General features: G+C 26.6%; 20 protein-coding genes. 4 read left to right on the top strand and 16 right to left on the bottom strand.

Features of this window, described 5'->3' with window-relative positions:
* Position 1 precedes the first annotated feature (1 nt).
* On the top strand, positions 2-1,009 hold the full coding sequence (locus BPAA_RS00850; RefSeq protein ID WP_015429789.1) for a DHH family phosphoesterase: 1,008 nt from the start codon (positions 2-4) through the stop codon (positions 1,007-1,009).
* Here the strand turns inward: BPAA_RS00850 and BPAA_RS00845 are convergent.
* The 3 genes from BPAA_RS00845 to BPAA_RS00835 are packed head-to-tail and all read right to left on the bottom strand — an operon-like array spanning position 993 to position 3,457.
* The gene (locus BPAA_RS00845) at positions 993-1,550 is read right to left on the bottom strand and encodes a thioredoxin family protein (protein WP_015429788.1); all 558 of its coding nucleotides are present in this window, start codon (positions 1,548-1,550) and stop codon (positions 993-995) included. The genes BPAA_RS00850 and BPAA_RS00845 overlap by 17 nt on opposite strands.
* A gap of 3 nt (positions 1,551-1,553) precedes the next feature.
* Positions 1,554-2,351 carry a zinc ribbon domain-containing protein gene (locus BPAA_RS00840; RefSeq protein WP_015429787.1) on the bottom strand — a complete coding sequence of 266 codons (798 nt, stop codon included), beginning with the start codon at positions 2,349-2,351 and terminating at the stop codon, positions 1,554-1,556.
* Between the two features lie 2 nt (positions 2,352-2,353).
* Positions 2,354-3,457 carry a Nif3-like dinuclear metal center hexameric protein gene (locus BPAA_RS00835; RefSeq protein ID WP_015429786.1) on the bottom strand — a complete coding sequence of 368 codons (1,104 nt, stop codon included), beginning with the start codon at positions 3,455-3,457 and terminating at the stop codon, positions 2,354-2,356.
* 100 nt (positions 3,458-3,557) lie between these two features.
* Between BPAA_RS00835 and lipA the strand changes: the two genes are divergently transcribed.
* Positions 3,558-4,412, top strand: coding sequence for a lipoyl synthase (lipA, locus tag BPAA_RS00830; protein ID WP_015429785.1), 855 nt, complete (start codon positions 3,558-3,560; stop codon positions 4,410-4,412).
* 1 nt (position 4,413) lies between these two features.
* Here lipA and BPAA_RS00825 read toward each other — a convergent pair whose 3' ends face one another.
* Entirely contained in the window at positions 4,414-6,999 is a 2,586-nt protein-coding gene (locus tag BPAA_RS00825) for a UvrD-helicase domain-containing protein (RefSeq protein WP_015429784.1), read from the bottom strand.
* Between the two features lie 118 nt (positions 7,000-7,117).
* Between BPAA_RS00825 and fbaA the strand changes: the two genes are divergently transcribed.
* Both fbaA and accD read left to right on the top strand, forming a co-directional pair.
* Positions 7,118-8,188, top strand: a complete 1,071-nt coding sequence (gene fbaA / locus BPAA_RS00820) for a class II fructose-bisphosphate aldolase (protein WP_015429783.1) — start codon at positions 7,118-7,120, stop codon at positions 8,186-8,188.
* Between the two features lie 7 nt (positions 8,189-8,195).
* Positions 8,196-9,035, top strand: a complete 840-nt coding sequence (gene accD / locus BPAA_RS00815) for an acetyl-CoA carboxylase, carboxyltransferase subunit beta (protein ID WP_015429782.1) — start codon at positions 8,196-8,198, stop codon at positions 9,033-9,035.
* Between the two features lie 5 nt (positions 9,036-9,040).
* Here the strand turns inward: accD and guaA are convergent, their stop codons facing one another.
* From guaA to ruvB, 12 genes are all read right to left on the bottom strand, one after another.
* Positions 9,041-10,594 carry a glutamine-hydrolyzing GMP synthase gene (gene guaA / locus BPAA_RS00810; RefSeq protein ID WP_015429781.1) on the bottom strand — a complete coding sequence of 518 codons (1,554 nt, stop codon included), beginning with the start codon at positions 10,592-10,594 and terminating at the stop codon, positions 9,041-9,043.
* 10 nt (positions 10,595-10,604) lie between these two features.
* A complete protein-coding gene (purD, locus tag BPAA_RS00805; protein ID WP_015429780.1) occupies positions 10,605-11,840 on the bottom strand; it encodes a phosphoribosylamine--glycine ligase in 1,236 nt (411 codons plus the stop codon).
* A gap of 5 nt (positions 11,841-11,845) precedes the next feature.
* Positions 11,846-13,375 (bottom strand): bifunctional phosphoribosylaminoimidazolecarboxamide formyltransferase/IMP cyclohydrolase, encoded by a 1,530-nt coding sequence (gene purH, locus BPAA_RS00800; RefSeq protein ID WP_015429779.1) that lies wholly within the window; start codon positions 13,373-13,375, stop codon positions 11,846-11,848.
* Positions 13,376-13,411: 36 nt separating this feature from the next.
* The gene (locus BPAA_RS00795) at positions 13,412-13,978 is read right to left on the bottom strand and encodes a formyltransferase family protein (RefSeq protein ID WP_015429778.1); all 567 of its coding nucleotides are present in this window, start codon (positions 13,976-13,978) and stop codon (positions 13,412-13,414) included.
* A gap of 10 nt (positions 13,979-13,988) precedes the next feature.
* Complete coding sequence (gene purM, locus BPAA_RS00790; protein ID WP_015429777.1) at positions 13,989-14,975, bottom strand: phosphoribosylformylglycinamidine cyclo-ligase; 987 nt, start codon at positions 14,973-14,975, stop codon at positions 13,989-13,991.
* A 12-nt stretch (positions 14,976-14,987) separates the two neighbouring features.
* The gene (gene purF / locus BPAA_RS00785) at positions 14,988-16,424 is read right to left on the bottom strand and encodes an amidophosphoribosyltransferase (RefSeq protein ID WP_015429776.1); all 1,437 of its coding nucleotides are present in this window, start codon (positions 16,422-16,424) and stop codon (positions 14,988-14,990) included.
* 38 nt (positions 16,425-16,462) lie between these two features.
* A complete protein-coding gene (purC, locus tag BPAA_RS00780; RefSeq protein WP_015429775.1) occupies positions 16,463-17,194 on the bottom strand; it encodes a phosphoribosylaminoimidazolesuccinocarboxamide synthase in 732 nt (243 codons plus the stop codon).
* Positions 17,191-17,685, bottom strand: a complete 495-nt coding sequence (gene purE, locus BPAA_RS00775) for a 5-(carboxyamino)imidazole ribonucleotide mutase (protein WP_015429774.1) — start codon at positions 17,683-17,685, stop codon at positions 17,191-17,193. The genes purC and purE overlap by 4 nt, the downstream gene beginning before the upstream one ends.
* A gap of 18 nt (positions 17,686-17,703) precedes the next feature.
* A complete protein-coding gene (locus BPAA_RS00770; protein WP_015429773.1) occupies positions 17,704-21,387 on the bottom strand; it encodes a phosphoribosylformylglycinamidine synthase in 3,684 nt (1,227 codons plus the stop codon).
* Between the two features lie 21 nt (positions 21,388-21,408).
* Complete coding sequence (gene purB / locus BPAA_RS00765) at positions 21,409-22,848, bottom strand: adenylosuccinate lyase (protein WP_015429772.1); 1,440 nt, start codon at positions 22,846-22,848, stop codon at positions 21,409-21,411.
* 27 nt (positions 22,849-22,875) lie between these two features.
* Entirely contained in the window at positions 22,876-24,159 is a 1,284-nt protein-coding gene (locus tag BPAA_RS00760; protein WP_015429771.1) for an adenylosuccinate synthase, read from the bottom strand.
* Between the two features lie 81 nt (positions 24,160-24,240).
* The gene (gene ruvB, locus BPAA_RS00755; RefSeq protein WP_015429770.1) at positions 24,241-25,203 is read right to left on the bottom strand and encodes a Holliday junction branch migration DNA helicase RuvB; all 963 of its coding nucleotides are present in this window, start codon (positions 25,201-25,203) and stop codon (positions 24,241-24,243) included.
* Positions 25,204-25,213 lie beyond the last annotated feature (10 nt).

The raw sequence follows: 25,213 nt of genomic DNA, 5'->3' as shown, positions 1-25,213 counted from the left end.
TATGTTGCTTTCTAACATCAATGGAATAAATAAAAAAAAAATTGTATTATTTCCTCACAATAATCCAGATGGAGATGCTTTAGGATCTTCTTTAGCTCTTTTGTTTTATTTTAGAAAATTAAAACATGATGTAGATTTAATCTCTCCAACAGAATATCCTGAATCTTTTCAATGGCTTCCTGGAACTGAGGATATCCTTGTATTTTCTAAACATACAGAATCTTTAGTAAAAAAAAAGATTGTAAATTCTGATTATATTTTTTTTATAGATTTTAATAATTTTTCAAGAATTAATAAGATAAAAAATCTTTTTTTGTGTTCGAAAGCAAAAAAAATATTAATTGATCATCATCCTTATCCATTTTGTTTTGATTTTATGTTTTCAGACCCTACAGTAGCAGCTACCAGTATTTTAGTTTTTCGATTCATATCTGATATGAATAATTTAGACAAAATAGACAAAAAAATAGCTACGTGTTTATATGTAGGATTAATGACTGATACAGGTTTTTTTCGCTTTCCTTCTGTTACTTCAGAAACTCATTTTATTGCAGGAAAATTAATAGAGAAGGGAATTGATATCAATTCTATTTATGATCATTTACAAGAAAAATACAATGAAAACAGATTAAAACTATTATCTAAAGCCTTAAAAAAATTGAAAATTATTAAAAAATATAGAACAGCTTATACAAGCATAAAAGCTTCGGATATCAATTCTGATTCCTATAAACCAGAAGATAAAGAAGGAATTATTACCTATGGATTAGGTATTAAAAACATTGTTTTTTCAGTCTTATTTTTTGAAGAAAAAGAAAAATTCCCTATCAAAATTTCCTTTCGTTCGAAAGGAAATTTTGACGTAAATATGTTTGCGAGAAAACATTTTAGAGGAGGAGGACACAGAAATGCGGCAGGAGGAACATCAGAAAAAAATTTATCTGAATCTATAAAATATTTTTTAAATATTATTCCCTATTATTATAAACCTCTTATGTTTTCCATTTGATATTACATCCGTAACTCAATTTTACTATCGGAGATATTATTTTTTTCCCTTTTAAAATATTTTTCAACACATTTCTCACATCACTACCTGTAACAGGAACATCATTTCCAGGTCTAGAATCATCTAATTGTCCGTGATAACATAAATTCCCCTCTCCGGAAAATATAAAAAATTCAGGAGTACATTTTGCACAATAATATTTAGCCACTTCCTGTGTTTCATCAAAAAAATAAGGAAAAGGATAACCTAATTGATAATATACTTTTTTCATATTTTCTGTAGAATCTTCTGGATACTTTTTTGCGTCATTAGAATTGATAGCTAAAAATGAAATCCTTTTTGGAATAAAATCATTAGCTAAACGAATTAATTCTGCATTGATGTGTTTAACATACGGACAGTGATTACAAATAAACATGATTACAGTTGCTTGATTCGAAAAAAAAGTTTTCAAAAACTTCTTTTCTCCTGAAGAAACTTCTAATAATTCAAAATCTTTAATTCGAATTTTAATTTCACTAGAAGAATAAGTTCGTACCATAATCTATATTTTTTTTTTATAACAAAAAACAAAAGATTTTTTCTTTTCTTCCTCAGCCAATTCCGCATCTATTAATATTCTTCCACTATGCTCATCTATTAAGAGTTTATTACGTTGTATTAGTTCAGAATATTTTTGAGGTGTTATTGCTAGATAAGAACCCAAAGGAGCTCCTCTTTGTACTGGGGCAATAGCTATTCCATTTTTTACTCCGTTTCTGATTTTTTGATAAGTTTTTAATAAATCATTATCTATTTTTTTGGAAAAACATGAAGATTTTTCTAATAGAATTTGTTCTTCTTTCTCATTTTCTACGAGAATATTATTCAATTCTTTTTTTTTATGAAAAAGATGTTCTTTTTTATTTTCTAATATCTCTTCTTTTTTCTTTAGATTTTCTTCCTTTTTATGAATTTGAAGATTCAATTCCTTAATTTTTTTTTTAGCTAATTGGATTTCTAACTTTTGATAATCAATTTCTTTATCTAGAGAATATAATTCTTTATGATTTTTGATATGATCTTTTTGTTTTTCATATTTATTGATCAATATTTCTGATGATTTAATATTTTTATTTTGTTTATTTATATTTTCTTTTATAGAAAAAATATCTTCATAAAAATGTTCTAATTTTTTTTTCATTTTTTCTAGTTCTTCTTCTAAACTTTTTATCTCCATAGGAATATTTATACGAAACTTTCGTATTTCATCCATACGAGAATCTATTAATTGAAGATGATATAATACTCTCAATTTATCTACTACAGTAACGGCGGATTCTTGTTTTTTATTATGGCTCATAATTAATAAAAATATTTAACTGGATTAGTATGAACTTCTGATTTAAAAACAGAAATAGAAGTAAAATTTTGATCTAAAAAAGATTTCAGTAAATTTTTAATAAATTTTTCAGATTCATAATGCCCTATATCCACAATTAATATTTTTTTTTCATATTTAAAAAAATCATGATATTTCAAATCAGAGGATATAAAAACATCAGCTTTTTCTTTTACAGCAGATTCGATTCCAAATCGTCCTGAACCTGGAATCATAGCAACTTTTTGAATTTCTTTTTCTATCAAATTAGAATGTCGAATACAAAGAAGATTCATTTTTTCTTTTAGAAAAAAAAGAAAATCATGTTCATTCATGTTTTCTATAAGATTTCCTATAAAACCTATTCCTATATAAGGATTAATATTTTCCAGGTTATAAATTTCGTAAGCTATTTCTTCATAAGGATGATTTTGAAATAGTGTCTTTTTTATGATATCTAATTTATAATCAGGAAAAATAACACCAATACAAGTTTCTTTTTCTATATGAAAAATTTCTTTTTTTCCAAGAAAAGGTTTGGTTTTTTTATTTCCCATATAACTTCCATATCCGTCAAAATTATAACTACAATGACTGTAATTAGAAATATTTCCAGCTCCTGCTTCAAATAAAGCATTTCTTACTTTTTCAGCATAATTAATTGGAACATAAGTTATTAATTTTTTTATGGTTTCTTTTTTTGAAACAAGAACTTTTTCTCTGTTAATTCGTAATAATTTGGAGAGATAAGAAGAAGTTCCTTCCCATACCACATCTAAATTTGTGTGAATTACATAAATAGATATATCATTTTTTAACGCATGAATTATGACTCTTTCTGAAAATGTTTTTCCAGTTATATTCTTAATAGATTTAAAAATGATAGGATGAAAAGAAATTATCAAATCGCATTTTTTTTTGAGAGATTCATAAAAAACCTCTTCAGTGAGATCTAAAGTAATCAATACCTTTTTTACTTCTTTATGAAATGATCCTACTATTAATCCAACGTTATCATAAGATTCTGCATATTCTAGAGGAGCTAGATTTTCCAATCTATAAGCAATGTCTCTAACAAACACTTTCATATAAATAATAAAAAACACATATTTTGACAAATTTATCAAAAAAAATTGATTTTTATATTTTTATATAAAGTGTTATATATAATAAAAATTGAAGAAAAATATGAATGTTATTCAAAAAAAACCAAAGTGGATAAAAGTAAAATTACCAATGAGTAAAAATTATCATGAATTGCAAAAATTAGTTTCTTTGCATAAACTGAACACAATTTGTCAGAGTGGTAGTTGTCCCAACATAGGAGAATGCTGGGATAAAGGGGTGGCTACTTTCATGATATTAGGAAATATTTGTACAAGATCTTGTAGATTTTGTGGAGTGAAAACAGGACGTCCTAATAAAATAGATTGGAAAGAACCAGAAAAAGTAGCAAAATCTATAAAAATACTAAAAATAAAACATGCTGTATTAACTTCTGTTAATCGAGATGATTTACAGGATATGGGTTCTTCTATATGGATTCATACTATACAAAAAGTACGATATTTTAATCCGAATATTACAATAGAAGCTTTAATTCCCGATTTTAAAGGAGAAAAAAAAATAATAGATAAAATAATTGATATCAAGCCAGAAGTGATTTCTCATAATGTAGAAACAGTTTCCAGATTAACAAAAAAAGTTCGTATTCAAGCTCAATATAATCGTAGTCTTGAAGTTTTACAATATATAAAAGAAAGAAATCAAGATATACGTACAAAAACAGGAATCATGTTAGGATTAGGAGAAACAGAAGAAGAAATAATAGAAACCATGAAAGACATCATAAAATCTAAAGTAGATATTCTGACAATGGGACAATATTTACAACCTTCCTTAAAACATTACCCTGTTCGTTTTTTCGTTTTTCCAGAACAATTTCAAAAATTGAAAACAATTGGATTAAAAATGGGATTTAAATATGTAGAAAGTGGACCATTAGTTAGATCTTCTTATCATGCAGAAAAACATGTAAAATAAACTAAGAATTTTTTTTTTCTTTTCCAAAAATATACTGACATTTTTTCTCATTCCACATTTTTTTTTCACACAAAAAATTTTTGATGTAAAATGATACGGATTTATCATTTCCAAGTTTTGAAAATAAAATGAGTTGTTCAATGGAACGGGTAGTCGCTACATATAATAAATTAATGTTGTCAAATTTAATGTTTGATAAATAATCTTCATAAAAATTTCGGATATTATTATCATGTTTTATATGTTTAAAATAGGGGTCTATTTTTCCTAAAAAAATAGGGTTTAATCCATTATATAAATGAGGATTAACATTAATCCAAACTTTTTCTTTTTCTTTAGAAAAAAGATTCCAATCAGTGAAAGGAATAAGGACCACAGGAAATTGCAATCCTTTAGATTTATGAATAGTCATAATACGAATAGCATTAATGTGATCAGAAATCACAATACTTTCCTTTTCTTTTTGAAATTCCCAATAATCCAAAAAATCTAGAACAGAATTTCCTACCCTTTTTATAGACCTATAAACAAAATCTAAAAAAGAATAAATGTATGTAGAATTTCGTTTATTTAATAATCCAAAAGATTCAATAATTTTTTCTGATATGTTGTATATAGATTGATTATATAATTTTTTTAATGTTAATGAACTTTTTTTAAACAGAATCTTTTTTAAGAATAGATCTAAAGGTAAAAAAAGTATTTTTATAATGAAATCATGATGATTCCTTTTAGTACGAATGAATTTATTTTTTAATAATAAAAAAATTAAAAAAACTCTTTTTTGGTAACAATGAGGATAAGCAATAATGTAAAAAAAATTTATGATGATTTGGATTTCCAAATGATTTTTTATTAGTAAAGAAACAGAAGTATTTACAACAATACCATCTGTCACTAATTTTTCAGACAAAAAATGAGCTTCTTCATTGTTTCTGACTAAAATCGCAATATCTGATAATACATATTTTTGTTTCAATAATTTTTCTATTTTATTTTTTATGTTTGAATAAATATGTTCCTTGTAATTTTTAGAATCATGAATAAAATTTATTTCTACATATCCACCATATTTTTTGTCTATTTTTTGTTTGTAATTTGTATATATATCTTGGTAAATAGTAGAATGAAATATTTTAGATATAGATTGATAAAGTAAATTATTAAATTTTACAATTTCTTCATAACTACGAAAATTTCTTTCTATAGTTTTTATGTCTTTTTTATAATGATTTGATTTAGAATAAATTAAATTAATAAATTGTTTAGAATCACCGCCTCTCCATCTATATATAGATTGTTTGGGGTCTCCTACTATCATAGCTGATCCATTTTCAGATAATGCATTTTCAACTAAAAATTTAATATTTTGCCATTGTAAAAATGAAATATCTTGAAATTCATCTATGAAATAATGTTTATATTGTGTGCCTATTTTTTCATATATTTTTGGAAATGTTCCTTCAAGAATTCTCTCGTAAAGAATTTTATTTAATTCTGCATTTAAAATAATTTTTTTTTCATTTTTTATAGAATGAAATTCTTTTTCGAATTCATGTATTATTGATAATATGCTTATGTTTTTTAAAAAAAGTTTATCCAAAAGATAATTGGATATATTTTTTTTATATATAGATTTTGTTTCCTCATATAATAGGAATATTTTTTTTCTATTTTTTTCTATGAGTATTTTCTGGCTCAGATCAGAAAAAGATTTAGAATAAAATATTTCTTTTTGAATATTTTTTTCAATACGTTCATGAAAAGGATTAAAAAATATATTTCCATTTTTCAGTTTTCGAAAAAATCTTGGTAAATCTAAATGAATGAATGAATGTTCTTGAATAGAAGCTTTTTCTAAAAGTTGAAAAAATTTTTTTCCTTTTCTTTCACATTGTTTTTCGAATTCTTTAGTTCTTTTAATTAGAGTATTTTTTAACTTCAAAAAATTTTCTAAAGAAATTTTTTTCATTTTTTTTATAGGAAAAAAATTATTTTCTTCAACCATTACATGAGCTATTTTAAATAACTCTTTTCTCAAATCCCAATTTTTTCCTTTTTTTAGTTTTTCTAAAGAAGATTGAATTAAAACATTGGACCATTCTTCAGTATTTTTTAATTTGTATAATATATTTTCTACAATTTTCAATAAAAATCGATCTGTATCCATTTCTAAATGGATTTCTCTTTCTGGAAAAAGAGATCTTATAATGTTATAAGTAAACTTATCTATTGTACTTATATTCCTAGAAAAAGAATAAAAATCGTGTAATATGTGAGATAATATTTTTTCAGAACGTTGATACAATTGATGTTTTGTTAAACTTAAATTTTTTGTCATATAATTAAACAAAAAACAATATTCTTTTTTAACTTTTTTATTTGAAAATTCTTTTATGCATTGTAAAATGCGATTTTTCATTTCTTCAGAAGCTTTTTTAGTAAAAGTTAAGGCTAGAACTCTTTTATATTCGTCAGGATAAGGACTTTTTAATAAAATATAAAGATAATTGATAACTAAAAAAGTAGTTTTTCCAGAACCAGCTGAAGCATTGTATATTTTTAATGTAGATGGTAGAACTAGCATATTGAATTTTATTAATTTAATAAAAATTTTTTCATATCTTTTAAAAGATAAATTCTCTATACTAAAAAAATACTTTTTTTTACATTTGTGAATCCTTGTTAAAATAAATTTTAAACACATGTCTAAAAAATTTCCTACTGGAGTAGCTACTGGTAATCTTGTTAAAGAAATATTCGAATACGCTAAGGAGAACGTTTTTTCTATACCTGCTGTAAACGTTATTGGATCTAATACTATGAATGCAGTTATGGAAACAGCTGCAGAAGTAAATTCTCCTGTTATTATTCAATTATCTAATGGAGGGGCGATTTTTAATGCTGGAAAAGGATTAAATAATGAAAAAGAAAAAGCCGCAATTCAAGGTTCGATTGTTTGTGCTATGCATATTCATGAATTAGCATCATATTATCAAACAACGGTTATTCTTCATACAGATCATTGTTCTAAATCTATTCTTCCATGGATAGATGGATTGATAGAAGTCAATGAAAAATATTATAAACGTTTTGGAAAAACGTTATTCAGCTCACATATGTTAGATCTTTCTCAAGAATCTTTAAAAGAAAATATTAACATTTGTGAACAGTATTTTGATAGAATGAATAAAAGTAAAATGACCCTTGAAATAGAACTTGGTGTAACGGGAGGAGAAGAGGATGGAATAGACAATTCCAATATTGAAAATAATAAACTTTATACTCAACCCAAAGAGGTTTCTTATGCCTATGAAAAATTAATGAAAATCAGTGATAATTTTATTATAGCTGCTTCTTTTGGAAACGTTCATGGAGTTTATAAACCTGGAAATGTTATGCTTCGTCCTGAAATTTTAAAAAATACACAAGAATATATACAAAAAAAATTTCATACTAAGACAAAAAAACCAGTCTCTTTAGTTTTTCACGGAGGATCAGGATCTACTAAAAAGGAAATACAAGAAGCTATTAATTACGGAGTTGTGAAAATGAATGTAGATACTGATTTACAATATGCTTTTACTTGTGGAGTTCGAGATTATATGAATCAAAATAAGGAATACTTAAAAAAACAAATAGGAAATCCAAAAGGAAAACATATTCCTAATAAAAAATATTATGACCCTAGAATATGGTTAAGAGAAGGAGAGAAATCTTTTAAAATGATTTTAAAAAAATATTTTGAATTTATGAATAATATTAATACTTTATAAAACAACCATGGCTTGGTTTTTAAGAAAAAAAAAGAATATTATAACATCTATAAACGAGAGAAAGGATTTACCAAAAGGAATTTGGTATAGAACTTCTAGCGGAAAAATTATAGATACAGAAGAGTTAAAAAAAAACGCTTATGTTAGTCCAGAAGATGGATATCATGTAAGAATTCATAGTAAAGAATATTTTGAAATTCTTTTTGATCATGGAAAATTTTTAGAAATGAATGTAAAAATGATGAGCAAAGATCCTATGAAATGGGAAGATTATAAAAAATATACAGATAGAATTCAAGAAACACGAAAAAAAACAAATTTGTATGATGCTATTAGAACAGGGGTTGGAAAAATTCAAACTATAAATGTAGTGATATCTTGTATGGATTTTTCATTTATAGGAGGATCCATGGGATCCGTAGTAGGAGAAAAAATATCTAGAGCTATCAAATATTGTATTGAAAAAAAATATCCATATATATTAATTTCTAAATCGGGAGGAGCAAGAATAATGGAGTCCTCTTTTTCATTAATGCAAATGGCTAAAACGATAGCTAGACTGACTCAATTACGTGATGCTAAAATTCCTTATATTTCTGTTTTGACGGATCCAACAACGGGAGGGGTGACGGCTTCTTATTCTTTACTTGGAGATATCAATATAGCTGAACCAGGAGCTATGATTGGATTTGCTGGACCTAGAGTAATTAGAGAAACAATCGGAAAAGATCTTCCAGAAGGATTTCAAACCGCAGAATTTTTAATGGATCATGGTTTTATCGATTTAATTTCTCCTAGAACAGAATTAAAAAAAAATATATATAAATTAGTTTCTATGATGATATGAAAAAATCATTCCCATTCAATAGTAGATGGAGGTTTAGAGGTAATATCGTATGCAATTCTATTAATTCCATCAACTTCATTAGTAATTCTATTTGAAACTTTTTCTAAAAAATCGTAAGATAAATGTGAAAAAGTAGCAGTCATAAAATCTTCGGTGTTTATGACACGTAATATAGCTGCATACTCATACGCTCGTTTATCCCCTTTGATCCCTACAGATTTTACAGGCAATAAAACAATAAAAGCCTGAGTTACAGAGTTGTAAATATTAAATTTTTTTAATTCTTGTAAAAGAATATTTTCTGCTTGTTTTAAAATAGAAATTTTTTTTTCATTGATTTCTCCAATAATACGAATTCCTAATCCAGGTCCAGGAAATGGATGACGATATAAAATTTCTTTTGGAAGACCCAATTTTTCTCCTATTTTTCTGACTTCATCTTTAAATAATTGTTTTAATGGCTCAATGAGTTTTAATTTCATGAATGTTTTTGGTAATCCTCCTACATTATGATGGGATTTGATAGACTCACTTGAATGTTTCGAAAAAACAGAAGATTCAATCACATCGGAATAAATAGTACCTTGTGCTAAAAATTCAACATTTTTAATTTTTTTTGATTCTTCTTGAAAAATAGAAAGAAATTCCCTTCCTATAACTTTTCTTTTTATTTCAGGATCTACAATTCCAATTAATTTAGATAAAAACTGATTTTTAGCATCTATTATTTTTATAGAAAAAGGCATTTTTTTGCATAAAGAATATATTTTTTCTTTCTCAGTTTCTAATAGTAATCCTGTATCTACGAAAATACAATTCAAAGAATTACCAATCGCTTTATAAATAATGTAAGCAGTAATAAAAGAATCTACTCCTCCAGAAAAACCTAGTATAACTTTTTTTTTATTTACACGTTGTTTAATATTTTCTATCGTATTTTTAACAAAATTATTGAATTTCCAATTCAAATTACATTTACAAATGTGAAAAACAAAATTTTTCAACATAGAGATTCCATATTCTGTGTTTTTTACTTCTGGATGAAATTGAACGGCATAAATATCTTTATTAAGATGACTAAAAGCTGCAACATCACAAGATGATGTATGTCCGATTACTTGAAATTCTTTTGGAATATTTTTTACTTCATCAAAATGACTCATCCAAACAACAGATTTATTGGGAATTCCATAAAATAGATTATTATTAGGATGATCTATGATCAAATAGGATTTTCCATATTCTTTAAATTTTGATTTTTTTATTTTTCCTCCAAAAAGAAAAGAAATAAGTTGCATTCCATAACAAATTCCGAATATAGGAATATTTAGATGAAAAATATTTTTGGATACTAATGGAGAACCTTTTTCATAAACAGAAAAAGGACCTCCTGACAGAATAATCCCTTTAGGTTTTTGTTTAGAAATTACATGAGATATAGAAATATCTTGATAATGATATACTAATAAAGTATATACTCCTATATCTCGAATTTTTCTAGCAATTATATGACTATATTGAGATCCAAAATCTAATATGAGTATAAAATCTTTTTTCATGTTTGTTTAATTATAAACCAATATCTTTTCTGAAATACAAATTTTCAAATTGAATTGTTTTGACCTTTTCATAAGCTTTCTTTCTGGCCTCCTGAATAGTATTTCCTATTCCTACTATATTGAGAACTCGTCCACTTGATGTTATCCATTTTTTTTGTTTTATTTCTGCTCCAGCAATATAAAAAGGTTCTTTTAAAGAATTTACCCCTTCTATAATTTTTCCACTTTCATATTTTTCAGGATATCCTCTAGATGATAAAACAACACAACAAGAACATAATTTTTTCCAATCAATAGATATTTCTTGATGTTGAAAAGAAGATTGAATGAGATTTAAAAAATTACTTTTCATTAATGGAAACAAAGTTTGAGCTTCAGGATCTCCGATCCGAGTATTGTATTCTAATAAATAAACTTTATTATAAGTAATCATTAATCCAAAATATAGAAATCCAAAAAAAGTTAATTTTTCCATAATTAATCCTTTTAAAGTAGGTTCTAAAATATTTTTTTTAAAATCTATCCAAATAGAATTGGTTATATATGGATTGGGAACAATGGCCCCCATTCCTCCTGTATTCAATCCTGTTTCATTTTCTCCTATTTTTTTATAATCTTTAGCCGATAAGAAAGGAATAATGTTTTTTCCATTGAAAATAGATATGATAGAAGCTTCTTTTCCTTGCAAAAATTCTTCTATGATAATTTGATTTCCAGATTTTCCAAATTTTTTTTCGATCATAATATTTTTTAAAGCTCTTATAGCGTCATTTTGATTATGGGATAAAATGACTCCTTTTCCTGCAGCTATTCCATTAGTTTTAATTGCTATAGAATTTGTATTTTTTTTCAAAAAATTTATAGCTTTTTCATAGCAAGAAAAAATATTATATTTAGGAGTACGAATTCCATATTTTTCCATAAAGGATTTAGCAAAAATTCTATTCCCCTCAAGTTTAGCAGCTAAATAATGGGGGCCAACTATTTTTAATCCCAAATTTTGAAAAATGTCTACAACTCCTTCTAATAAAAAAAATTCGGATCCTACAATAGTTATATCTATTGCATTTTTTTTAGCAAAAAAACCTAAATCCAATACCGTATAATGATTTTCAATATTTCTTCCTATTATACTTGTTCCTCCATTCCCAGGATAAAAATAAAGATGAATAGAATGATCATCTTCCAATAATTTTTTTCCCATGGCATGTTCACGTCCTCCGCCTCCAAGAATTAAAATTTTCATTTTTTTTAATGTTTAAAGTGTCTTCTTCCAGTAAAAGCCATTGCAATTCCATGATCATTACAAGCTTTCACCGATTCTTCATCACGGATGGATCCTCCTGGTTGAAGAATCGCACGGATCCCACCAGAACGAGCCGATTCATCTACAACATCTCGAAAAGGAAAAAAAGCATCGGATACGAGAACTAATCCCTCTTTACTTTTTTCTAAAGCTCTTTCTATAGCTTGACGAGCAGCCCAAATTCTATTAGTTTGCCCCCCCGAAATGCCTAAAGTTTGTGTACCTTTAGCTACAACAATTGCATTAGACTTTACGTATTTTACTACTTTTTGAGCAAAAAATAAAGATTGAAGTTCTTGATTACTAAATTTTTTTTTAGTAACTATTTTGTAATTTCCTTCATAAGGAAAAAAAGAATCTGATTCTTGTACTAAAATACCTCCGTCTATTTGCACATATTCTAGTTGATTTGAAATAGGTTCACTAATACTAATAATTCTAATATTTTTCTTGATTTTTAAAATGTTCAAAACATCTGTTTCATAACTTGGAGAAAGAACTGCTTCTAAAAAAATATGATTAATTTCTTTTGCTAATTCTTTTGTAATTGGGACATTTACCGCCAGTATTCCTCCAAAAGACGAAATAGTGTCTGCATAATAAGTTTTTTGAAATGCTTCAATAATATTTTTTCCTAATGCGACTCCACAAGGAGTGGAATGTTTCACGGTACAACAAGCAGGTTCAGAAAATTGAGAAACCACCTTCCATGCTATATCCATATCTCTTAAATTATTCAATGATAGTCTCCTTCCATGTAATTGAATAAAATTTCGCATTGATCCTTTTTTATGGATTGTATTAACATAATAAGCGGCTTTTTGATGAGGATTTTCTCCATAACGGAGATTCATTTTTTTTTTATAAGAAGAATGTAAATACATGGGAAATTGATCATCTAAAAGATATTGAGAAATAGCAGAATCATAAGCAGAAGTAAAATTAAATACTTTTCCTGCTAATTTTTTTCTCAATTTTAATGAAGGAGATCCATAATGTTCAATTTCAGATTGAACAAATTGATAATCATTATGATCTATAATAGCGGTGACATGTAAAAAATTCTTAGCAGCTGCTCTAAGCATAGATGGCCCCCCAATATCAATAAATTCTATTATGGAATTAATATCTATAGAATTTTTATCCATTTTTTCAAAAAATGGATAAAAATTCACTAATACCATATCAATAAGATGAATATTTTGAGAATGAATCAATTTCATATGTTGTTCAACGGAACGATTGGCTAAAATTCCTGCATATATATTAGGATGAATGGTTTTGACTTTTCCATCTAAAATTTCAGGAAAAGAAGTCAAATCATAAACTTTTCTGAGATTTGATACTCCTTTTTTTACAAAAAATTGATAGGTACCTCCAGTAGAAACTATTTGATATCCTTTTTTATCTAAAAAACTGACGAAATTCAATAATTTATCATTTTTTTCATAAACACTGACCAAAGCTCTTTTCATAAAGACATTGTTACTTTTTAAGTATATAATAAATAATTATAAAAGTTTGTTAATAGATTGAATTAATATTTTTTTTTCTATTATAGAAACTTTCTTTGATAAAGATACTGGAGTCTCCCCTGAATCAATTATACATGTCTTTTTCAAAATAATATCCCCTAAATCCACGTTTTTTGTGACATAATGAACGGTAGCTCCTGATATTTTTTCTTTATTTTTTATAACTTCTTGATGTATTTTTATTCCATACATTCCTTTTCCACCATATTTAGGCAACAGAGAAGGATGAATATTTATAACTTTATTAACCCATTTTTCACAAAACTCTGCATCAAGTATAGAAAGAAATCCTGAAAGAACTATAATATCCGGAATGTATCTTACAAGTAGATTATCTATTTCTTTAGAAAGAAATTTTTTTTTAGTTTTTATTAAAGAAAATACTGAAACATTTTCTTTTAATGCATATTGAATTGCTTTACACCATCTATCAGAAATCACTAAATTTACCATTACATGAGAAAGCTTTCCGTTTTTAATTGCTTGAAAAATATGCTGCATATTGGTCCCCTTTCCAGAAACAAAAATCGCTATTTTTTTCATGAAAATATTTTTATTTCAAAAATACTTTTTTATTTCCTTTTACAATATGACCCAAAATAAAGGGTTTTTCTCTTAAAAAATGAAGTTGATTTAAAATCGAATCTTTCTCTTGAAAAGAACATACAATAATCATTCCTACTCCCATATTAAAAGTACTCCACATTTTATATTCTGATAGATTTCCTTTCTTTTGAATATAATTGAAAACAGGTTGAATCGGAATTTTTTCTTTTTCCACTATAGCTGATAAATTTTCTGGAAGAATTCTAGATAGATTATCTGATATTCCTCCTCCAGTAATATGAGCTAATCCATGTATCAAAAATTCTTTTAATAAAGCATGAATAGGAGAATGATAAATTCTAGTTGGAATTAAAAGCGTTTCATAAAACGGTTTTTTTTGAAAAGAATTCATAAAATCTTCTTTAGAAAAAATATTTCTAATTATAGAAAAGCCATTACTATGTACACCTGATGAAGGAAGTCCTATCAAAATATCTTTTTCTTGAATTAATTTTTTTCCATCTACTATATGATTCTTTTCTACAATTCCAACACAAAATCCAGCTATATCATAATCATATTCTTTATAAATTCCAGACATTTCTGCAGTTTCTCCTCCAATCAAACAGGTGTTGGTTTTTTTACAAGAAATAGCTATTCCTTGTAAAATTTTTTCTACAATAGTAAAATCTAGTTTTCCACAAGCTAAATAATCTAAAAAAAATAAAGGACGAGCTCCATGACATAAAACATCATTGGCACACATCGCAAAACAATCTTCTCCAATCACGCTGTATTTTTTACAGTCAATTGCTAAACGTAATTTTGTTCCTACTCCATCAACTCCAGATACTAAAATAGGTTCCTTATATCCACATTCATATATTTTATAAAAACTAGAAAAATGATCTAGCGTACTCATTACTCTATTGTTATAAGTATTTTCTATAATCTTATTAATTTTTTTGCATATAGTCTTGTTGCTCTTTTTCACTTTTATATAAAATTAGTTTTTTTGAACTGGATAATTTCCGGTAAAACAACCAAAACAATAATGAACACTTCCAAGAATATCTATCAAGTTATTCATGCTTAAAAATTCTAAACTATCTACATTTAGAATTCTTTCTATATCTTTTTTATCAATATGATTATATGAGATGAGATCTTTTTTACTAGGAGTATTTACTCCTAAATAACATGGGCCTATAATAGGAGGAGAGGCACTTCTAAAATGAATCTCTTTAGCTCCTGCTTTTCTTAATATGTAAACTAATCTCCGACTAGTAGTTCCACGAACTATAGAATCATCAATAATCACAATCCGTTTTCCTTTTATTTCATCTAATATAGGATTTAATTTTAAGTTTACCATTTTTTCACGCATTTCCTGTTTAGGGATAATAAAAGATCTTCCAATATATTTATTTTTTACTAAAATTGGTTTGAAAGGGATTCCAGAAGCTTTAGAATACCCAATAGAAGCTGGAACTCCAGAATCTGGAACTCCAATAACAACATCCGCTTCTACTGGATGTTGTTCATAAAGTTTTTCTCCACTTTTTTCACGAATTTCATAAACATTTATATTTTCAATTAAAGAATCAGGACGAGAAAAATAAATATATTCAAAAGAACATATTCTTTTTTTTGTATTTTTTTTTTCTGTAATTAGAGAGAATTGAATTGATTTTTTTTGATCTACAATGATTATTTCTCCTGGTAATAAATCTCTAACGTAAAAACCTCCAACAGAATCTATTCCACAAGTTTCAGAACTAAATATATAAGTGGATTCATTCAACATTCCATAACATAAAGGACGTATTCCATTTGGATCTCTGAATGCAGCCATTTTATTATCCATAAGTACAATCACAGAATAAGCTCCTTTAATATCAATAGTTGTTTTTTGAATAGCTTTTTCTAAACTGTTATCAGATTCTGATAAATATTTTTGTATTAAACGTAAAATGACTTCAGAATCTGAATATTCGGATATAAAATTTATTCCTTTGGACTCCAGTTTTTTACGAATATTTTTAGCATTGACCAAATTTCCATTATGGACTATAGATATAATACTCTTTCCATAGGAATCTTCTCCAAAAAAAGGTTGAATATTTTTTTTACTTTGTCCTCCTTCTGTAGAATAACGAGTATGTCCAATCACAGCATTTCCATGATAACATTCAGAATTTGAAATTTTTCTAAAAAAATCTAAAACAAGTCCTTCGCTTTTATGTGATATAATAAATCCATCTTGTAAAACAGAAAAACCACAAGCTTCTTGTCCTCTATGTTGTAATGCAAATAATCCAAATTGAATTAAAGAAAAGGTGTCTACTTTATAAGGAGAAAAAATCCCAAAAATACCACATTCATCATGAAACTTATCAAAAGAATTATTTTTCAGAATATAAGGATATAATTTATATATCATCTTTTTGAAAAAAGAAAATCTTTGGACCATTATTTATTTTAAATGGATGAACTTAGATTCAATCTTTTTAAGATCTCCATATAAATGTCAAATACTTTTTCTTTGAAACCCATTCTAAATAAATCTTTATCTAATTTTTTCATTGTTTTTTTATCCCAAAAACGACAAGTATCTGGACTAATTTCATCGGAAAGCATTATCTCGTTTCTATGATTTTTCCCAAATTCTATTTTAAAATCAACCAATAGAATATTTTTATCTAAAAAATATTTTTTTAAAAAATAGTTGATTTTTGATGTCATACTATAAATGATATTTAATTCTTCATAAGAAAGAATTTTTAGAAATACTGCATGATGATCATTAATTAAGGGATCTTTTAATTGATCATTTTTATAAAAAATTTCAAAAATAGGATTTGATATAAAAATTCCTTCTTTGATTCCCAAACGTTTAGATATACTTCCCGAAGTAATATTACGAACAACAAATTCTAAAGGAATTGGATCTACTTTATGACATAATTGCTCTCTGTTGTTTACTTTTCGTATAAAATGAGTTTTAATTTCACAAGAAATTAAAAATTTAAAAATTAATGTAGTTATTTCATTGTTTAAGATTCCTTTATCTTGTAAAAAATTTTTTTTTAATCCATTCAAAGCCGTAATATTATCTTTATGATGAATTAATACTTCAAATGGATTATTAGTTGTATATATTTTTTTTGTTTTTCCTTCTGATAAAAGATTTTTTTTAATGATGCCGATCATGATAATAAATGTTGCTTGATTTCAGTTATCAATTTTTCCTTTTTTTTCATTTTGAATTCTAGCAATAATTTTTTTATATTTTGATATTTTGTAGCTAAAATATAAATGGCAAACAAAGCTGCATTATAAGAATTATTTATTCCTACTGTAGCAACGGGGACATCTTTTGGCATTTGTACCATAGAAAGAAGGGCATCGATCCCTCCTAAGGATCCATAATTATTATGGCAATGAATTGGAACCCCTATAACAGGTAGGATCGTTTTAGAGGAAATAAAACCAGGTAAATGAGCGGATAATCCAGCTCCTGCAATAATTACATCTGTTCCTTCAGATTCTATTTTTTTTATAGTGTTTGATAAAATATCTGGTAATCGGTGTGCGGAAATCACATAAGATTTATAACTTATGTTAAATTGATGGAGTACTTTTTCTGTTATTTTCATAATTGATTGATCAGAAATACTTCCAAAAAATATAGCCACTTTCATAATTTATTGAAATTTTTATTATAAAAAATATTGTACTGCATTTTTAAAAATAGAATGCTTATGAATATTAGGAATATTTTTTAATAATCCATAATCATAACGTTCTGGATGAGTCATTCTTCCATATATTTTACCATTTTCACTTAATAAACCCTCAATGGCACCAACAGATCCATTGGGATTATATAATCTATCTAAACTAGGGTTTCCTTCTAAATCTACATATTGTGTGGCTATTTGGTTTTTATTCAATAAAGTATTTATTGTTTCTTTGTTGGCATAAAATCTTCCTTCACTATGAGAAATGGGAAGAGTATATATTTTATTTTTCATTCCATTTAACCAGGGAGAGTGATCAGAAATCACTCTAATATGAACACATTGGGATATATGTTTTTCTATTTTATTATAGGTCAGTGTAGGAGAGTTATGATTTCTCAAACAAATTTTACCATAAGGTAACAATCCAGATTTGATCAACCCTTGAAAACCATTACAAATTCCTAAAATCAATCCATCTTGATCAAGAAAAGATTGAACAGCTTCTCGAATATATGGGTTATGTAATATGGATACAATAAATTTAGCAGATCCATCTGGTTCATCTCCCGCACTAAATCCTCCACATATCATAAATATTTGTGCAGATTCTATATGTTTTTTAAAATAAAATATGGATTCCATAATATCTTTATCATTTCTATTTTTAAAGATTAAAGTATTTACTATGGATCCCTCTTTTTCAAATGCACGAATAGATTCATATTCACTATTTGTACCCGGAAATATAGGAATAAATACACGAGGTTTTTCTTTTTTTTTCAATTTTTTACATTTCCATATGATAGGATTAGATTTTTTTATTTTTATTTCTCCTATTTTTTCTTCATTTTCGTTAGATTCGTTATAAGAAAAAATAGGAGAAAAAGTTTTTAACCAATTTTTCATAGATTCATCTATATCAATAGATATTCCATTAAAATTTAAATATTTGTGAGAAATAACTTCTCCTATTGGAATAAAATTATTATTTGAAATAGAAGAGGAAGATTCTATAATTAAGGAACCTATATTTGTTTCAAGCAAATGATCTTTATAATCAATGACTGCTCCTAAACGATTACCAAAAGACATTTTGGCAATAGCAACGGAAATACCTCCATCTTTTATTGTTTTGACTGAAACAATTTTTCCGGAACAAATTCCTTCATAAATCTGGTCATAGGCTTTTTTGATGGAGTCATAATCTGGCATTTCATTTTTTAATGGATGGTGATAATACAAATAAATTTTATTTCCTACTTTTTTAAATTCAGGAGATATAATATTATAACATAAACCTGTAGCTACACCAAAAGCGATAAATGTTGGTGGAACATGCAATTTTTTATATGTCCCAGACATAGAATCTTTTCCTCCTATAGAAGCTAATTCAAACGACATTTGAGCGTGATAAGCTCCTAATAAAGCAGAAAAAGGTTTTCCCCAATTTTTTGGGTCATCTCCTAATTTCTGATAGTATTCTTGAAAACTAAAATAAGTATTTCTGTAATTTCCTCCCATAGAAACTATTTTAGAAATACATTCTACAATTGCATAAGCTCCTCCATGAAAAGGACTCCAAACAGAAACTTCAGGATGAAAACCCCAAGAAACTAAACTCACTGTATTTGTATTTCCTCTAAAAACAGGAATTTTTTGAACACTTCCTTCAGATGGAGTCATTTGATATTTCCCTCCAAAAGGCATTAAAACTGTAGTAGAACCTACTGTACTATCAAACATTTCCACTAAACTTTTTTGAGAAGCTATATTTAATTCAGAAAGAATATTTAAGAATGTTTTTTTACTGAAAGTAATTTTTTTTGATTTATTAAAAGGAGAAATTGAAATAGGAGAATTTACAAAAACCGATTTTTCTTTATGAGATCCTTTTGTGTTCAAAAAAGAACTTTCTACATTAAAAATTTCTTTTTTTTTATAATAAAAAATGATACGTTTATTGTCAGTAATTTTACCAATAGGTACAGACATGATATTTTCTTCAAGAGAAAAATGAATAAATTTTTCTACATCTCTGGGATCTAATATGACGGCCATTCTTTCTTGAGATTCTGAAAGTGCAATTTCTATGGGTTCTATATTTTTTCCATTTTTTTTTACTGGAATTTTGTCTAAATAAAGCACTAAACTATCACTTAATTCACTGATAGCTACAGAAGCTCCTCCTGCTCCAAAATCATTGGATTTTTTAATCAAAGAAACAACTTTTTTTTTTCTAAAAAATCTTTGAATTTTTCTTTCCATTATTGGATCTCCTTTTTGTTGTACAGAATTTCTGAAATCAGAATCCTGTTTTTTAGAAGAATCTGTTGCTCCTCCAATTCCTTCTTTTCCCGTCATACCACCAATTAACAAAATGATATCCCCTTTTTTTGGTTTATCTTGTTTTACAAAATCAACAGGGACCGCACCAACAACCATGCCTATTTCCATTCTTTTCGCTCTATATCCTTCATGATAAATTTCGTGTACATGAGTAGTGGCTAATCCTACTTGATTTCCATAAGAACTATAACCACGAGCTGATTCGAGACAAATTTGATGTTGTGGTAATTTTCCATCAATAGTTTTAGAAATGGTAGGATCAGCCGCTCCACTTAACCTGATTCCTTGATAAACAAAAGCTCTTCCCGATAAAGGATCACGAATAGCCCCCCCTACACAAGTAGAAGCTCCTATAAAAGGATCGATTTCAGTAGGATGGTTATGAGTTTCATTTTTAAATAATAAATACCATTTTTCTTTTTTTTTATTTTCTTTAAAATCTACATTAACCATTATCATACACGCATTATGTTCATCATTTGATGAAACATAATTATTCGTTAATTTCCCCTTTTTATAAAGAATTTTAGCAGGAAGATTGGATAAATCCATAAGATTTATAGGATATTTTGATCTTCCTATTAAATCTCTATCTTTTAAATATTTAATAAAAACACTTTGATATGTTTTTTTTAATGATCCACCAAAAGATATATCTTTTAGTGTGGTAAAAAATGTTGTATGACGACAGTGATCAGACCAATAAACATCGAATATACGTAATTCTTCTTGTGTTGGATTTCGCTTTTCTTTATATAAAAAATATTTTTGTATAAAGAATAAATCATTAACGTCCATAGAAAGATTCCACTTATTATGAATACTTTTTATTTTTTCAACAGAAAAATTAATGAAATTATCTATAATTTTTGTGTCATTTTTTTTGTTTTCTGCATTCAAATATGACTTGATATAATATTTTTTAATTTTGTAAAAATCCTGTTTTTTTTTTATTCCAATGAATTCGATTAATCGTCCAGTTTTTACAGAAACAGTGTTCGATTTTGGATCGATAACTTTGATACATTGCATAGCTGCATGAGCTCTATCATCATATTTTTCTGGGAAATCTTCTATTAGATATGAAGAAGTGTTTAAATGTATTTTTTTATGAAAAATATCTGTTACAGGATCTACAAAAACCTTTGATAAACTTTCTAAAAAAAGTTTTTCATTGATATTATATATATCATATATATAATAAATAATGATATTATTATACAATGAAATATTCATATTCTTTAATTCATTGTGTAATTTTCTAGAATCAATATCAAAAGGAATTTTTTTTTGTATATAAATTCTGAAATTCATTATATTTATTTATCCATGTATTTAAATTTGTCTGTCTATTATGTTAGATAGATCAAAATCAATTAAATGATGAAAACGATTTAATATGGGATTAACTTTTGTATCAAGAAATTCTAAAGTTTGATCTGAAGAAAAACCTGTTAATTTTTTAGGATTTAAAATTTGATTTATTTTTTTTTCATGAATTGGTATTTTTTTATCATGTAAAATACGTTGAATAAAATCATTTTCTATTCCTTCTAGTTTAATTTTATCATTTGCTTCCATAGAATGAATTCGTATTCTTTCATGGATATCCTGTCTGTCTGCTCCTTTTTTTACACATTCTATAATAATATATTCAGTAACTAAAAAAGGAAGTTCTTCTTTTATATGTTTATCAATCATCTTGGGATATACGACAAGATTTTCTAATATGTTATTCCAAATCATTAAAATAGAATCTACAGCTAAGAATGATTGTCCTATAACCAATCTTCTGTTTGCAGAATCGTCTAAAGTACGTTCCAGCCATTGAGTTGCTGCAACTAAAGCTGAACTATTAGATAAAGAAATAACATATTTAGCTAAAGCGGCCATACGTTCACTCCGTATCGGATTCCGTTTATAAGCCATAGCACTAGATCCAATTTGTTCTTTTTCAAAAGGTTCTTCCATTTCTTTTAAATTTTGTAATAAACGTAAATCGTTACTAAATTTATGAGAAGATTGAGAGATATTGGATAACAAATTTAATATCTGAGCATCGACTTTTCTATCGTAAGTTTGTCCTGTTATAGGAAATACATTTTTAAATTTGAATTTATTAGATAATTTTTTTTCTAAATCTTTTAATTTTTGTAAATCTCCATTAAATAATTCTTTAAAACTATCTGCTGAACCTACAGTTCCTTTTACTCCTCTAAAACGAATATTTTTCAATCTAAATTCTAATTCTTCTAAATCTAAAAGAAGGCTTTGTAACCATAAAGCAGAACGTTTTCCTACAGTGGTTAGTTGAGCGGGTTGATAGTGAGTAAAAGCTAAAGTAGGAATATTATGATATTCTAGAGTAAAATTTCTAAGGCGAAAAATTACATTAATTAATTTTTTTAATAAAATTTCCAATCCATCACGAATTAAAATAATATCCGTATTGTCTCCTAAAAACGCACTTGTAGCACCCAAATGAATAATAGGTCTAGCTATAGTTGCTTTTTCTCCAAAAGCATATAGATGTGCCATGACATCATGTCTAAATTTTTTTTCATAAAAAGAAACTCTATTCCAGTCAATGTCATGTAAATTATTTTTTAAATCAAAAATTTGCTCTTCGCTAATGTTTAATCCTAATTCTTTTTGAATTTCTGCTAAATACAACCATAATTTTCTCCAAGTCAAAAACTTTTTTTTTGGAGAAAAATTATATAACATTTCTTGGCTACTGTATCGTTCTACTAAAGGATTTTTATATTTTTCCACGACAAAAAATATTTTCTAAGTAAGAATTTAAAAAAATAAAGACTTATTTTTAATGATGTTTTGATTTCTTTCAGATCCTACAGAAATCAATAGAATTTCTAAATTTAGATAATTTTCAATAAAACTAATATATTTTTTACAATTTTTTGGTAAATTCTTGTATTCATGAATATGAGAGATGTCTTGTTTCCATCCAGGTAAATCTATATAGATTCCTTTTATATTTTGTTTTAGATTTGCTGGAAAATATTGAATAATTTTTTCATTACATTTATATTTTATACATATTTTAATGATTTCCAATTCACTTAAAACATCTAATTTAGTAATAACTAAATAATTAATTCCATTAATCATACAAGAATATTTAAGAGCTATTAGATCCAACCATCCGCATCGTCTTGGACGTTTTGTTGTTGCTCCATATTCATTCCCTTTTTGACGGATCACCTCTCCAATTTCATTTTTTATTTCTGAAGGAAAAGGGCCAAAACCCACACGAGTACAATATGCTTTTGTTATTCCTATAAAATTTTTTAAAAAGTGGGGAGGAATTCCAGATCCTGTACAAACGCCTCCTGTAGAAGTAGAAGAAGTGGTAACATATGGATATGTTCCATAATTGATATCTAATAACATAGCTTGAGCTCCTTCAAACAGAATCTTTTTTTTGTTACGAAAAGCATCATGAATCTCATAAACGGAATCTAAAAACCGATTAGATAAAATTTTGGCATATTCTATATATTCTTCATAAATTGTCTGAAAAGAAAGAGGTTTTTTTTTGAAAATTCTTGTAAAAATTTGATTTTTAAGATCAATGTTATATTTTAATTTTTGATAAAAAACTTTTAAATTCAATAAATCCAAAGCACGAATTCCTATTCTTGCGATTTTATCTTCATAAGTGGGTCCTATTCCTCGATGGGTTGTTCCAATTGATTTATCTCCTAAAGCTTCTTCTTGATATCGGTCTAACAAACGATGATAAGGCATCGTTATATGTGCTCTTTTTGCTAAAAAAACTTGAGAGGTATCGATTCCCATTAATTCTAAATTCTGTATTTCTTGTATCAAAGATTTAGGATCAATTACTACTCCAGGCCCAATAATACATTTTACTTCAGGATAAATCACTCCAGAAGGAATTAAATGAAGGACAAAATGACGATTTCTAATATGAATAGAATGACCTGAATTATTTCCTCCTTGATAACGGACTACATAATCTGAATTTTTAGCAAATAAATCTGTAATTTTTCCTTTTCCCTCGTCACCCCATTGGAGACCAACAATAACATTTGAAGGCATAATTTACATTTTAATCTTGATTCTTTCAACAAAGTTAATTTTTATAAACATATAAACATAATAATAAAAAAACATTTTAGTTTACTTTTTAAAATTTCGTTTTATATGTTTGTAAGCTAATTTTGTAGCCTTTCTTCCCCTAGGAGTTCTAATTAAATATCCTTCCTGAATCAGAAAAGGTTCATAAACTTCTTCTATGGTGTCCGAATTTTCACTAACAGCTGTTGCTATGGTATTGATTCCCACAGGTCCTCCTTTAAAATGATCTATGATATATGACAAAATTCTATTATCCATTTCATCTAATCCATGTTGATCAACATTCAAAGATTGTAAACCTAAATTGCATATGTGAAGATCAATGATTCCATTTCCTTTAATTTGCGCAAAATCACGGATTCTACGTAATAAGGCATTAGCTATACGTGGAGTTCCACGACTTCTGTTAGAAATTTCATGAGATGCTTCTTTCGTTATTGGAATATTTAGTAATTTTGCACTACGATTTACAATATTGTTTAATAATTCTTTTTCATAATAACTAAGACGAAAATTAATACCAAATCTAGAACGCATAGGATCTGTAAGTAAGCCTGATCTCGTAGTAGATCCTATTAAAGTAAAAGGGGATAAATCTATTTGTACTGATCGAGCATTAGATCCAGAATCTATGATAATGTCTATTTTATAATTTTCCATAGCTGAATATAAATATTCTTCAACTATTGGAGAAAGACGATGAATTTCATCAATAAAAATTACATCATTTATTTTTAAGTGAATCAATAATCCGGCTAGATCTCCTGGCTTATCTAAAACAGATCCTGAAGTAACAGTGAGATCCACACGTAATTCATTAGCCACAATATGTGCCAATGTTGTTTTTCCCAATCCTGGAGGTCCATGAAATAAAATATGATCTAGGGCTTCTTTTCTTTTTTTAGCAGCCTGAATAAAAATTTTCAAATTTTCCAATATATGATGTTGTCCAACAAAATCTTGAATTGTTTTAGGATTTAAAGATCTTTCTAAAAAATATGACACTATATATAGA

This window comes from Blattabacterium cuenoti BPAA, from assembly GCF_000348805.1.
Taxonomy (GTDB): Bacteria; Bacteroidota; Bacteroidia; order Flavobacteriales; family Blattabacteriaceae; genus Blattabacterium; species Blattabacterium cuenoti_B.
Note: the sequence above shows the minus strand (reverse complement) of the source record. Positions and strands in the feature narration are given on the sequence as shown.

What these genes read in the sequence shown, in the direction of transcription:
- BPAA_RS00850 (WP_015429789.1), top strand. Translation starts at nt 2, where the DNA reads ATGTTGCTTTCTAACATCAATGGAATAAATAAAAAAAAAATTGTATTA.
- BPAA_RS00845 (WP_015429788.1), bottom strand. Translation starts at nt 1,550, where the DNA reads ATGGTACGAACTTATTCTTCTAGTGAAATTAAAATTCGAATTAAAGAT.
- BPAA_RS00840 (WP_015429787.1), bottom strand. Translation starts at nt 2,351, where the DNA reads ATGAGCCATAATAAAAAACAAGAATCCGCCGTTACTGTAGTAGATAAA.
- BPAA_RS00835 (WP_015429786.1), bottom strand. Translation starts at nt 3,457, where the DNA reads ATGAAAGTGTTTGTTAGAGACATTGCTTATAGATTGGAAAATCTAGCT.
- lipA (WP_015429785.1), top strand. Translation starts at nt 3,558, where the DNA reads ATGAATGTTATTCAAAAAAAACCAAAGTGGATAAAAGTAAAATTACCA.
- BPAA_RS00825 (WP_015429784.1), bottom strand. Translation starts at nt 6,999, where the DNA reads ATGCTAGTTCTACCATCTACATTAAAAATATACAATGCTTCAGCTGGT.
- fbaA (WP_015429783.1), top strand. Translation starts at nt 7,118, where the DNA reads ATGTCTAAAAAATTTCCTACTGGAGTAGCTACTGGTAATCTTGTTAAA.
- accD (WP_015429782.1), top strand. Translation starts at nt 8,196, where the DNA reads ATGGCTTGGTTTTTAAGAAAAAAAAAGAATATTATAACATCTATAAAC.
- guaA (WP_015429781.1), bottom strand. Translation starts at nt 10,594, where the DNA reads ATGAAAAAAGATTTTATACTCATATTAGATTTTGGATCTCAATATAGT.
- purD (WP_015429780.1), bottom strand. Translation starts at nt 11,840, where the DNA reads ATGAAAATTTTAATTCTTGGAGGCGGAGGACGTGAACATGCCATGGGA.
- purH (WP_015429779.1), bottom strand. Translation starts at nt 13,375, where the DNA reads ATGAAAAGAGCTTTGGTCAGTGTTTATGAAAAAAATGATAAATTATTG.
- BPAA_RS00795 (WP_015429778.1), bottom strand. Translation starts at nt 13,978, where the DNA reads ATGAAAAAAATAGCGATTTTTGTTTCTGGAAAGGGGACCAATATGCAG.
- purF (WP_015429776.1), bottom strand. Translation starts at nt 16,424, where the DNA reads ATGATATATAAATTATATCCTTATATTCTGAAAAATAATTCTTTTGAT.
- purC (WP_015429775.1), bottom strand. Translation starts at nt 17,194, where the DNA reads ATGATCGGCATCATTAAAAAAAATCTTTTATCAGAAGGAAAAACAAAA.
- purE (WP_015429774.1), bottom strand. Translation starts at nt 17,685, where the DNA reads ATGAAAGTGGCTATATTTTTTGGAAGTATTTCTGATCAATCAATTATG.
- BPAA_RS00770 (WP_015429773.1), bottom strand. Translation starts at nt 21,387, where the DNA reads ATGAATTTCAGAATTTATATACAAAAAAAAATTCCTTTTGATATTGAT.
- BPAA_RS00760 (WP_015429771.1), bottom strand. Translation starts at nt 24,159, where the DNA reads ATGCCTTCAAATGTTATTGTTGGTCTCCAATGGGGTGACGAGGGAAAA.